At 62.6% G+C, this 11932-nt stretch carries 9 protein-coding genes; 1 reads left to right on the top strand and 8 read right to left on the bottom strand.

Going from position 1 to position 11932, the window contains the following annotated elements:
- The first annotated feature begins 49 nt into the window (after positions 1–49).
- Complete coding sequence (gene yjgA, locus CKW24_RS17045) at positions 50–574, top strand: ribosome biogenesis factor YjgA (protein WP_095169341.1); 525 nt, start codon at positions 50–52, stop codon at positions 572–574.
- A 48-nt stretch (positions 575–622) separates the two neighbouring features.
- Here the strand turns inward: yjgA and tldD are convergent, their stop codons facing one another.
- The 8 genes from tldD to mreB all read right to left on the bottom strand — a co-directional run bounded on the left by tldD (position 623) and on the right by mreB (position 11788).
- A complete protein-coding gene (tldD, locus tag CKW24_RS17040) occupies positions 623–2065 on the bottom strand; it encodes a metalloprotease TldD (RefSeq protein ID WP_095169340.1) in 1443 nt (480 codons plus the stop codon).
- 16 nt (positions 2066–2081) lie between these two features.
- Complete coding sequence (locus tag CKW24_RS17035; RefSeq protein WP_095169339.1) at positions 2082–2930, bottom strand: carbon-nitrogen hydrolase family protein; 849 nt, start codon at positions 2928–2930, stop codon at positions 2082–2084.
- A gap of 70 nt (positions 2931–3000) precedes the next feature.
- On the bottom strand, positions 3001–6804 hold the full coding sequence (locus CKW24_RS17030) for a YhdP family protein (protein ID WP_095169338.1): 3804 nt from the start codon (positions 6802–6804) through the stop codon (positions 3001–3003).
- A 69-nt stretch (positions 6805–6873) separates the two neighbouring features.
- Complete coding sequence (gene rng, locus CKW24_RS17025; RefSeq protein WP_095169337.1) at positions 6874–8331, bottom strand: ribonuclease G; 1458 nt, start codon at positions 8329–8331, stop codon at positions 6874–6876.
- Between the two features lie 45 nt (positions 8332–8376).
- Positions 8377–8994, bottom strand: coding sequence for a nucleoside triphosphate pyrophosphatase (locus CKW24_RS17020; RefSeq protein WP_095169336.1), 618 nt, complete (start codon positions 8992–8994; stop codon positions 8377–8379).
- A gap of 43 nt (positions 8995–9037) precedes the next feature.
- Positions 9038–9520, bottom strand: a complete 483-nt coding sequence (gene mreD / locus CKW24_RS17015; RefSeq protein ID WP_095169335.1) for a rod shape-determining protein MreD — start codon at positions 9518–9520, stop codon at positions 9038–9040.
- Complete coding sequence (mreC, locus tag CKW24_RS17010; RefSeq protein ID WP_095169334.1) at positions 9520–10608, bottom strand: rod shape-determining protein MreC; 1089 nt, start codon at positions 10606–10608, stop codon at positions 9520–9522. The genes mreD and mreC overlap by 1 nt, the downstream gene beginning before the upstream one ends.
- Positions 10609–10750: 142 nt before the next feature.
- Positions 10751–11788: a rod shape-determining protein MreB gene (gene mreB / locus CKW24_RS17005; protein WP_002555108.1), complete on the bottom strand. Its 1038-nt coding sequence runs from the start codon at positions 11786–11788 to the stop codon at positions 10751–10753.
- Positions 11789–11932: the final 144 nt, after the last annotated feature.

Genomic DNA, 11932 nt, shown 5'->3' with positions numbered 1-11932 from the left:
GCGGCCCCCGACTGGTTATCATGGCGGCGTTTCTTTGCGGACGGCCACCATGGTTGATTCTTACGACGACTCCCTCGATACGGGAGAAAAAAGCAAATCCCAGGTCAAACGTGAGCTGCATGCTCTGGTTGACCTTGGCGAGCGCCTTACAACACTCAAGCCTGACTTGCTGGCAAAACTGCCTTTGACCGACGCCTTGCGCCGGGCACTGGCCGATGCGCCCAAGCACACCGCGAATATCGCGCGTAAACGGCACCTGCAGTTCATTGGCAAGCTGATGCGCGATCAGGACACCAGTGCCATTCTGGTACTGCTGGACCAACTCGACGCCTCCACTCGCCAATACAACGAACGTTTCCACGGTCTGGAACGCTGGCGTGATCGCTTGATCGCCGGCGACGACGCTGTCCTGGAAAAATTCGTCATCGAGTACCCGGACGCGGACCGCCAGCAATTGCGCTCCTTGATCCGTCAGGCTCAGCACGAGGTTGCGCAAAACAAACCTCCTGCTTCCAGCCGTAAAATCTTCAAGTACATCCGCGAGCTGGACGAGACACAACGCGGCCTGCGTTGAACCTCGTCGCGGATGGGTTGCCTGGCAACCCATCCGCAGCTCCATCCCTTACGCGCCCGTGCCACCCACGGTGATCGCGTCGATTTTCAAGGTTGGCTGGCCGACACCCACCGGCACCGACTGCCCATCCTTGCCACATGTCCCTACCCCACTGTCCAGCGACAGGTCGTTACCGACCATCGACACCCGACTCATGGCTTCCGGCCCGTTGCCGATCAGGGTTGCGCCCTTGACCGGTGCGGTAATCTTGCCGTCTTCGATCAGGTACGCTTCGCTGGTGGAAAACACGAACTTGCCACTGGTGATGTCGACCTGGCCACCGCCGAGGTTGGCGCAATAGATGCCCTTCTTCACCGAGGCGATGATTTCTGCCGGATCGCTTTCGCCACCGAGCATGTAGGTATTGGTCATGCGGGGCATCGGCAGGTGCGCATAGGATTCGCGACGACCGTTGCCGGTGCGTGCCACGCCCATCAGGCGCGCGTTGAGCTTGTCCTGCATGTAGCCCTTGAGCACGCCGTTTTCGATCAGCGTGGTGCACTCGGTCGGTGTGCCTTCGTCATCGACGCTCAACGAGCCACGGCGACCGGCCAGGGTACCGTCGTCGACAATGGTGCACAGCTTCGAGGCGACCATCTCGCCCATGCGGCCGCTGTAGGCCGAACTGCCCTTGCGGTTGAAGTCGCCTTCCAGGCCGTGGCCCACCGCTTCGTGCAGCAACACCCCGGACCAGCCCGAGCCCAGCACGACGGGCAAGGTGCCGGCCGGCGCCGGAATCGCTTCCAGGTTCACCAGCGCCTGGCGCAGGGCCTCGCGGGCGTAACCCATGGCACGGTCTTCGGCCAGGAAGTAGCGGTAGTCGGTACGCCCGCCACCACCGTGACCACCGCGTTCACGACGGCCGTTCTGCTCGACGATTACGCTGACGTTGAAGCGCACCAGGGGCCGCACATCCGCCGCCAGGCCACCGTCGGTGGAGGCCACCAGGATCCGCTCCCAGACCCCGGCCATGCTCACGGTGACTTGCTGGATGCGTGGATCGAGCGCGCGCGTGGCCACGTCGATGCGCTTGAGCAGCTCGACTTTTTCCGCACGGCTCAACACTTCCAGCGGGTTATCCGGCGCGTACAGCTGGGCGACGTCCTGGGTGGTAAAGGCCTGCACCGTGCCGTTCTGTCCGGCGCGGGAGATCGAACGGGCCGCACGAGCGGCCAGGCCCAGGGCTTCCAGGGTGATGGCATTGCTGTAGGCAAACCCGGTCTTCTCACCCGATTGCGCCCGCACACCCACACCCTGGTCCAGATTGAAGCTGCCTTCCTTGACGATGCCGTCTTCCAGCGCCCAGGACTCGGAGATCTGGCCCTGGAAATACAGGTCGGCGGCATCGATGCCCGGCCCCGCCAGGTCACCCAGCACGCTTTGCAGGTTCTCGATGGTCACGCCGCCTGGCGCTAGCAGATGTTCACTGACTGAGGACAACAACTCGCTCATAGGTTTACGCCTTAATTCAACGTTCTGAGGCAGGTCGCTGTGCGCCCTGCGAGAAAAAGCGCCGGTGACTGGACACCGGCATCCGCGCCCTGATGGACGCCTGTTCGCTGCTATCACGTGTGGCCAGCAGCACGGCCTCGCCTTGGTCCTGCTGGGCCAGCACGCGCCCCCAGGGGTCGACAATCGCGGCGTGACCAAAGGTCTCGCGCGGCCCCGGGTGCGTGCCGCCCTGTGCGGCCGCCAGCACATAACACTGGGTCTCGATGGCGCGTGCCCGGATCAGCACCTCCCAATGGGCCGCACCGGTCACCGCGGTAAACGCCGCAGGGGCGGTAATCAGCTCAGCCCCGGCGGCGCGCAATTCGCTGTACAACTCGGGGAAGCGCAAGTCGTAGCACACCGTCAGGCCAACCCGGCCTACCGGTGTCTGGGCAACCACCACCGCACTGCCATGAGCATAGTCATCGGATTCACGGTAGCGCCCCCGATTGTCCGCCACATCGACATCAAACAGATGCAGCTTGTCGTATCGCGCTACGGTTTCGCCATGCTCGTCGACCAGCAACGAGCAGGCATTGGCCTTCGCATGGGGTTGATCCCGCGGCGGCAACGGCAGGGTGCCCGCTACTATCCATAACTTGAGGTCGCGGGCGGTCTGTTTCAACCACGGCAGGATCGGACCATCGCCCAACGCCTCGGCGCGGCCAAGGTCAGCGACGTCGCGCCGCCCCATGGCGGCGAAGTTTTCCGGCAGCACGGCCAGGCGCGCACCACCCTCGGCGGCCTGCTCGAGCAACTTGCGGGCCTGGGCAAGATTGGCCAGCACATCGCTCTGGCTGACCATTTGAATCACCGCAAGAGACATGGCGCACTCCGTTTCAGGTATGCGGCCATGCTACTCCATAGGCCCTTTGCGTGCGGGGGGAAAAAGCGCCTCAAAAAGGTTTTTCAAAGGTGATCTTCGGCTCTTTCACCGGACCTTTGACGGTGTATTTGACGCTGGCAAATCGCGCCACACGATCACCGATCAGTTTGTCGATCAGGAACAACGCACCACCCACCGCCGGCGCGCCGACGATCAGCGCGGCGATTGGCAGGTTATTGGTCAGCGGCAGGGTCACCAGCACCTTGGCATCAATACGGTCAGCGACCATGTCCAGGGTGCCGTTGAGCTCCAGGTTGCTCGAGGGCCCGGTCAAGGTAATCGGCTCGCGGGTGACAAACACCCCGTTGCTGGCGACCAGCAGGCCCTTGACCCGGTCGTAGCTCAAGCCCTTGTCGAACAGGTCGGAGAAGTCCAGGCGCAAGCGTCGGCCAATCGAGTTGAAGTTGAGCAGGCCGAACACCCGCAGCGCCTGGGCACCGCCTTCGACTTCGACCATCTGCCCCTTGTTCAGCGTGGCATCCAGGCTGCCGGAGTAACGTTTCAGCCCGACCCAGGCCGGCGAACCGGGCCACCGCCCGTCGATATCCAGGTGGAAGTTGTCACTGGTCACCGTCGGCGCGAACCCCCAGCCCTTGAGCACATCCGCGAGGTTCTTGCCCTCAAGTCGGCCTTTGTACCAACTGCTAGTGGTGCCCGGTACGCCTTCCCAGCCGCCCGCACCCTGCAACTGCATGCCCTTGAGCCCCAGGTTCATGCTGTTGAACGCCAGCCCCTTGGCAGTCGGCCGCACTTTCAAGGACCAGGCGCCGACCAGGTCCTTGCCCTGGAACAGCTGAGCGATGTTGATATCCAGCGCCGGCACCTTCGTCGGGTCGACCGAAGCCAGCGGATCCGGGGCGTTTTCGTCGGCCTGCACCGCTGGGTCCGGTGCTGGCAGGCGCACGTACTGCAGGTTCACGGCAATCGGTGCGCCCTTGGCATCCGGTAGCCCGACCGTGCCCTTGACCTGCTGGCTATCGAGCTGCAGTCCCCAGGCCGCAGGCTTGCGATCCAGTTGTACCCGCGCCTGGTCCAGGGTGGTGCCGAATCCCGTGAGCTTGCCGACCCGGAAGTCAGCACCGCTGAGCAACTGCTTGGCGCTGCCCCCCGGATCCTGCCCGGCATAACGATCGACCAGGGCCTTCCAGGGTTCCACATCCAATTCCGAGAGCACACCACGAATACGCAGGCCCTTGGCGCCCGGCAGTACCGCGTTGCCGCTGCCGAGGAACAACTCACCGCGACCCTCGGCAAAATTGCTCGCCGGCGCGGCGAAGGTGAAGTCCGCAAGGTCGCCGTAGTCGAGCCAATAGCGCCGCTCGGCGCCCTGCAGGGTCATGCGAAACACCGTGTCGCGGCCTTGTGCCGCCGGCATGCCAAAGGGTGCTGGTAAATCAACCGCGACGCCCTTGAGGCTGGAGCTGACCATCAACTGGCTGTCGGCGCCGTCGAGGTTGAGCTGCAACTGATAGGGAATGTCGCCGGAAACCGGCAGCGACTGGCTGACTTTGAGCCAATCAGTGAGCTTTTTCACCGTGACCTGGCCGGACGCGACGACCCGGGTATTGATCTTGCCACCCTTGCCATCGGCGAAGATCTGCGCGCTCACCGGCCGGTCGAAAGCCCGCGCGGTAATGCCCTGGCCACTCAGGCCCTTGCTGCTGTCAAAGCGGAAGTCGCCCTTGAGCTGAGTCAATTCCAGTTCCGGCTCGCTGAGCTTGAGGCGTGCCTTGGCAGTCTTGAAGTCCACCAGGATCTTCGGCTCCTCACCCTTTTCCAGGGGGATATCGAGCTTCAGCTTGCCTTGCAGGTCACCCTCGCCCTGCCAACCGGCAAAGGTCGGACCGGTGCCGATCGGCGCCTCCTGCAGAATCTTCACGCCATCGCCCAGACCACCGGCAAAGGCGCCGTCGATGTACATGTGGCTGTTCTTGCCCGCTGGCACATGGGGAATGTTGACGAAGACATCGCGCACCTGGGTATCGAGCAGTTGCCCTTGGCTTGCCAGGATGCGCACGCCACTGTCCTCGACGAACACATCGCCGCTGATCTTGCTCAGGTGCGGCCAGCCCGGCTGGAATGCCAGCTGCGCGTCGTGCACCTTGAAGAATAAGCTGATGCTGCGTGCGGCCTCGACCGCATCATGATTCAGCGAGCCCTGGTACTGGAAGAAGCCCTCATCGACCGCGCCCTTGAGAATGGCGGTGCGCAGCCATTCGTCCAAGCCGGGACTGAGGACCGTGGGCAAGTACTTGGCGGTGTAGCGCCCATCACCCTCCAGCAGGCCGACCCGCAGGTCCATGTAGTCTTCCTGGGTGGGATCGAAGTGCAGGCGGATCAGGAAGTCACCAGCAATCTTGCCCTCCTCCCCCAGCACTTTCAGGTACGGTGCGATCAGCGTGAAGGCTTGCTTGTCGAGCTTCCAGGTCAACCGCGCATTGGCCTGGATGTACTGCCATGGCTTGGCGAAGATCGGGTCCAGGTGCAGGGAGAAGTCCTTGCTGTCCATGCGCAGCTCGCCCTGCCCGAGGTCGCCGCTGATGCTCCCGGACACGTTACGAGCCGCGGGCGCACCGTGATAGGCATCAAAACCGACCTGCTGCAGATTGGCGGCGAAGCTGAACTTGCTGTCGTCGGTGGCTTCGGGGCGGATATCGAGCAACACGTTGCGCAAGGTACCGGTAACCTTGAGTCGCTCCACCACCGTGGCAAAGCCTTCGGGCAATGGCCCCAAGGCATTGAGGATCGGGGTGATGGGGGTCAGGTCGAGGCGATCGGCCTGTAGGTGCCAGAGCTCCTGGTTTTTTTCCGTGGTGGCCGTCTGCTGCAATTGCAGGCGGGTTTCCCAGCGAGTCTCACCGAGGTTCAGGGCCAGCGAATCCAGGCTCAACTTGAAGCCTTCGGCGCTGCGCTGGAAATAACCGTTGAGCGCCAGATTGTTGATCTGCACCGGCTTGCGCTCGGCGTAGGCGCCCTTGAATTGCGGGGCATTGAGGCGAATCGCGGCGCTCTGCAAGACGCCCTTGCCCCAACTCGCCCACAACTCGCCACCGGCCCTGATCTGGGAAAACTGCCATTGCTGGGTGATTCTCGCCGGCAACCAGCGCGCCCAGTCACTTTGCGGCAGGCTCAGATAGGCGTCGACCTCGGCGTCTTGCCACTGACTGGCGCGAATCCGGCTGCGCAGGCTCATGGCCAGCGGTTGGCCGTCGGGCAGGGTCAACCGCGCGTCGAGGCGCTGCCGGCTACTGCCAGTCTTGAGGCTCAGGCCCACGTAAGTCAGGGTCAGCGGCGGCTGATCCAAAGGTTGCAGGGTGATCTGGCTGTCGAGCACCGACAGCTGGGAGACCATCTGCATCTGGTTCAGCAGTTGCTCGGGGTCCAACGGCTTGTCCTGCTGCACCGGCAGGCCTTCGAGCGACCATTGACCGTCGGCACCTTCCTTGAGGCTGATCTTCAGGCCATTGAGCTCCAGGTGCTGGACGCGAACCGCGCGCGACAGCAGACTGTCCCAGACATTGGGCACCACCCGCACCTGATCCAGGTGCAAGGCATTGACGCCCTCCCCGACCGTTACGTCGTGGGCCAACAGGACCGGCGACATACCGCTCCAGCGCCCTTCCAGGCTGCCGATTTGCAGGGGCATGCCAAGCGCTTCACGGGCCTTGGTCTCGACCTCGGTCCGATACTCGGCCACCAGCGGAAACAACTCCCGCCCCAGGTTGACGTAAAGCGCGACCAGCACCAGCAGCAACGCGCAAAGCCCCAGCCCCCAGCGGGTCAGCGCGCCCAGAATGCGGATCAGACGTTCCATGTCAGTGGGTCCCCATGGAAAACAGGTTTCGCGAGTACAGGCCCGCCATCAGTCGCACAACGCAGCGATTCAGAGCAACACCACGTCGTATTGTTCCTGGGAGTACATGGTCTCCACCTGGAACCGGATGGTACGGCCGATAAAACCTTCCAGCTCGGCGACGTTGCCCGACTCTTCGTCGAGCAGCCGGTCGACCACTTTCTGGTTGGCCAGCACCCGATAACCTTCGGCCTGATAGGCCCGCGCTTCCCGCAGGATCTCGCGGAAAATTTCATAGCACACGGTTTCCGGCGTCTTCAGCTTGCCCCGGCCCTGGCAACTGCTGCAAGGCTCGCACAGGACCTGCTCGAGGCTTTCACGGGTGCGCTTGCGCGTCATCTGCACCAGGCCCAACTCGGTGATCCCGATGATGTTGGTCTTGGCGTGATCACGCTCCAGTTGTTTCTCCAGCGTGCGCAACACCTGGCGCTGGTGCTCCTCATCTTCCATGTCGATGAAGTCGATGATGATGATCCCGCCCAGGTTGCGCAGGCGCAGTTGCCGGGCAATCGCAGTCGCCGCTTCCAGGTTAGTCTTGAAGATAGTCTCTTCGAGGTTGCGGTGCCCGACGAATGCACCGGTGTTGACATCGATGGTGCTCATGGCCTCTGCCGGGTCGACCACCAGATAGCCGCCGGACTTGAGCGGCACCTTGCGCTCCAGGGCTTTCTGGATTTCGTCTTCGACGCCATACAGGTCGAAGATCGGCCGCTCGCCGGGGTAGTGCTCCAGGCGGTCGGCAATTTCCGGCATCAATTCGGCGACGAACTGTGTGGTTTTCTGGAAGGTCTCCCGCGAGTCGATGCGGATCTTCTCGATCTTCGGGCTGACCAGGTCGCGCAGGGTACGCAGGGCCAGGCCGAGATCCTCGTAAATCACGTTGGGTGCACCGACGGTCTTGATCTGCGCACCGATCTGGTCCCACAGGCGCCGCAGGTAGCGGATGTCCATCAGGATCTCATCGCCCCCCGCGCCTTCGGCGGCGGTGCGCAGGATGAAGCCGCCCGCTTCCTTGATACCTTCCTTGGCCACGCAATCGGTGACCACCTGCTTGAGGCGCTCGCGCTCGGCTTCGTCCTCGATCTTCAGCGAAATACCGACATGGGCGGTGCGCGGCATGTACACCAGGTAGCGCGAAGGAATCGACAGCTGGGTGGTCAGGCGTGCACCTTTGGAGCCGATCGGGTCCTTGGTGACCTGCACCACCAGGCTCTGGCCTTCATGCACCAGGGCGCTGATGCTCTCGACCGCCGGCCCCTCGCGCAGGGAGATTTCCGAGGCGTGGATGAACGCCGCGCGATCCAGGCCGATATCGACGAACGCTGCCTGCATCCCCGGCAACACTCTGACCACCTTGCCTTTGTAGATGTTGCCGACGATGCCGCGCTTCTGGGTACGCTCGACATGCACCTCTTGCAGGACACCGTTTTCGACCACCGCCACGCGTGATTCCATCGGCGTGATGTTGATCAGAATCTCTTCACTCATGGCAGGATCTCGTTCAGGCATGTTCACGATTATGGCCGCATCAAGTCAGTACGGCGCAGAGCGCGCGATAAGGGTTTGCCAACAGGGTATGCCGAAATGGCCGAGCAGCTCGCAGGTTTCGCACAGGGGCAGGCCAACCACGGCCGAGTAGCTGCCATTGAGCCCGCAGACGAATACCGCCCCGAGCCCTTGAATACCATAGCCGCCAGCCTTGTCATGGGGCTCGCCGCTGGCCCAGTAGGCGCTGGCCTCGGCCTGGTCGATGGAGCGAAAACGTACCAGGCTGCGCACCACGCGCGACTCGCAACGCTGACCATCAAGCACGGCAACCGCAGTTAACACTTCATGTTCGCGCCCGGCCAGGCCCAGCAACATCGTCTGCGCCTCGGCTTGATCCCGCGGTTTGCCGAGAATCCGCCCGTCGAGCACCACGGCGGTGTCGGCGCCCAGCACGCACGCCGGGGCGGCGGATTGTTCGCTGCTCAGCGCGGCGTAACCCGCCTGGGCCTTGCCGCGCGCCAGGCGCTCGACATAGGCCGCAGGGGATTCGTCTGTCAGAGGGGTTTCATCGATGTCCGCGCTGATGGCGGTGAATGGCACGCCGATCTGCGTCAGCAGCTCACGCCGGCGTGGCGAACCTGAGGCGAGGTAGAGCGCAATCATCAAGACATCTCCCTGTCGAGGTGCGGGCAAATGCCTGACCGAATTAGTTGATTTTGTAGCGGCGGCTCAACCCACGCAATCCGAAGCTGACCCAGGGCCAGAGCAACGCGCTGATCAGCGCAGGCAACAGCACAGCCAGGGTCTGGCGGTTTCCGGTCAAGGCGCTGAGCCACAGCTGCAGCAACTGCGCGAGCCCCAGGATCACCATGATCACTAGGCTTTGCTGCCACATCGGGAACATCCGCACCCGCTGTTGCAGGGTCAGGATCAGAAAGGTGATCAGGGTCAGGATCAACGCGTTGTGTCCCAGCAACGTGCCAAACAGCACGTCCTGGGCAATTCCCAGGCAGAAGGCCGTAAGCATCCCGACTTTCTGCGGCATCTCCAGCGCCCAGTAGGCCAGCGGCAAGGCGAGGAACATCGGGCGCAAGATCTCGACATGGGGAAAGGGCACGACGCTGAGCAGCAAGCCAATGGCGAATGTCAGCCAGATCATCCAGCCATTACGGGAACGGGTACTGGCCATTATTCTCTACCCTGGGTCGTGGCTGCGGGTGTCGTCGCGGGCGGCTTGGGGACTACTGGCTTGACTGGCGCTGCCTGGACCGGCGGTTTTGCTGGCTTGGCCGGCGTCACCGGCTTGGGCGCAGTTGCGGGCGCCGCTACCGGTGCTGCAGGCGCTGCCGCCGGGGCAGCAGCAGGTGCTGGCGCCGGCACGACGACAGCGCTGCCGAGGTGCTGATCCTGCACGTCCTGAGCTTGGGCGGCTTCGTTGGCGCGCTCTTCCGGGGTACGGCTATCGCTGAAGACCAGCAGCATGTAGCGGCTGCGGTTGAGCGCCGCCGTCGGCACCGCCCGCACAATGGCGAACGGCTGGCCCGAGTCGTGGATCACTTCCTTGACCGTGGCCACCGGATACCCTGCCGGGAAACGCTGGCCCAGGCCGGAGCTGACCAACAGGTCGCCTTCCTTGATGTCGGCGGTGTCCGCCACATGGCGCAACTCCAGGCGCTCCGGATTGCCGGTGCCGCTGGCGATGGCGCGCAAGCCGTTACGGTTGACCTGCACCGGAATGCTGTGGGTGGTGTCGGTCAGCAGCAACACCCGCGAGGTGTAGGGCATCAGCTCGACCACCTGGCCCATCAGGCCCCGGGCATCGAGCACCGGCTGTCCCAGCACCACGCCGTCGCGCTCACCCTTGTTGATGATGATGCGATGGGTGAACGGGTTGGGATCGACGCCGATCAACTCGGCCACTTCGACCTTTTCATTGACCAGTGCGGAGGAGTTGAGCAACTCGCGCAGCCGAACGTTCTGCTCGGTCAAGGCCGCCAGCTTCTGCATGCGTCCCTGCAACAGCAGGTTTTCGGTCTTGAGTTTTTCGTTTTCGGCGACCAGCTCGGTGCGGCTGCCAAACTGGCTGCTCACGCCTTGCCACAAACGCTCAGGCAGGTCGGTGACCCAATAGGCGTCCATCAAGACCAGCGACATCTGACTGCGCGCAGGCTTGAGAACGTCAAAACGGGCATCGACCACCATCAAGGCGACCGATAGCACAGCCAGCACCAGAAAGCGCACGCCCAATGAGGGGCCCTTGGTGAAAAGCGGTTTAATAAGCCGCTCCTCCCAGGCAAATGTTCTGTTTATTCATACGGCATCAAACCGGCCTGGATGCAGACTGACAGAAGATAAACGCCAACAGGCAGCACTGCAAAGTGCTGCCTGTGCGTGAACAGCATAGAGGCGTCCGGCGAACTTACTCGCTGGAGAGCAGATCCATGGTGTGCTTATCCATCATTTCCAATGCACGGCCACCGCCGCGAGCAACACACGTCAGCGGATCTTCGGCGACGATCACCGGCAGCCCGGTTTCCTGGGCCAGCAGCTTGTCGAGGTCACGCAGCAAGGCGCCACCACCGGTCAGTACCAGGCCACGCTCGGCGATATCGGACGCCAGTTCCGGCGGCGATTGCTCCAGCGCGCTTTTTACCGCCTGGACGATAGTCGCCAGCGACTCTTGCAGGGCTTCGAGCACTTCATTGGAGTTCAGGGTAAAGGCACGTGGAACGCCTTCCGCCAGGTTACGGCCGCGAACATCGACTTCGCGTACTTCACCGCCTGGATAGGCAGTACCGATTTCCTGCTTGATGCGCTCGGCGGTGGACTCACCGATCAGGCTGCCGTAGTTGCGGCGCACGTAGGTGATGATCGCTTCGTCGAAACGGTCGCCGCCAACCCGTACGGATTCGGCGTAGACCACACCATTGAGGGAGATCAGCGCGATTTCAGTGGTACCGCCACCGATATCGACCACCATCGAACCGCGAGCTTCTTCAACCGGCAGGCCGGCACCGATGGCCGCGGCCATTGGCTCTTCGATCAGGAATACTTCACGGGCACCAGCCCCCAGGGCCGACTCACGGATGGCGCGGCGCTCAACCTGGGTGGATTTGCAAGGAACGCAGATCAACACGCGAGGGCTAGGCTGCAGGAAGCTGTTTTCGTGAACCTTGTTGATGAAATACTGAAGCATCTTTTCGCAAACGCTGAAGTCGGCGATCACGCCGTCCTTCATCGGACGAATGGCAGCAATGTTGCCCGGTGTACGGCCCAGCATGCGCTTGGCTTCCGTGCCGACAGCAACAACACTTTTCTGGTTACCGTGCGTCCGAATGGCCACAACCGATGGCTCATTCAGGACGATACCGCGCTCACGCACGTAAATAAGGGTGTTGGCAGTGCCCAGGTCAATGGAAAGATCGCTGGAAAACATGCCACGCAGTTTCTTGAACATGGGAAAGGGACCCTAGGCAACGCGTGGGTAAAAAAGTGCGGCAAACTCTAACAACGACAGGGATTTTGGGCAAGGCGCCAATATGTTAAATTGGCAGCTTTTCCGTGCACCAACCCCCACAATCGCGGCCTTATGACCGTAGAA

The organism is Pseudomonas sp. Irchel 3H3, from assembly GCF_900187635.1.
Classification (GTDB): Bacteria; Pseudomonadota; Gammaproteobacteria; order Pseudomonadales; family Pseudomonadaceae; genus Aquipseudomonas.
The sequence above is the reverse complement of the archived record's forward strand: the minus strand, read 5'-3'. Positions and strand labels throughout refer to the sequence as shown.

Excerpts from the sequence above, each read along its gene's own strand:
- rng (WP_095169337.1), bottom strand. The coding sequence starts at position 8,331 with ATGAGTGAAGAGATTCTGATCAACATCACGCCGATGGAATCACGCGTG.
- tldD (WP_095169340.1), bottom strand. The coding sequence starts at position 2,065 with ATGAGCGAGTTGTTGTCCTCAGTCAGTGAACATCTGCTAGCGCCAGGC.
- mreD (WP_095169335.1), bottom strand. The coding sequence starts at position 9,520 with ATGGCCAGTACCCGTTCCCGTAATGGCTGGATGATCTGGCTGACATTC.
- CKW24_RS17020 (WP_095169336.1), bottom strand. The coding sequence starts at position 8,994 with ATGATTGCGCTCTACCTCGCCTCAGGTTCGCCACGCCGGCGTGAGCTG.
- yjgA (WP_095169341.1), top strand. The coding sequence starts at position 50 with ATGGTTGATTCTTACGACGACTCCCTCGATACGGGAGAAAAAAGCAAA.
- CKW24_RS17030 (WP_095169338.1), bottom strand. The coding sequence starts at position 6,804 with ATGGAACGTCTGATCCGCATTCTGGGCGCGCTGACCCGCTGGGGGCTG.
- CKW24_RS17035 (WP_095169339.1), bottom strand. The coding sequence starts at position 2,930 with ATGTCTCTTGCGGTGATTCAAATGGTCAGCCAGAGCGATGTGCTGGCC.
- mreB (WP_002555108.1), bottom strand. The coding sequence starts at position 11,788 with ATGTTCAAGAAACTGCGTGGCATGTTTTCCAGCGATCTTTCCATTGAC.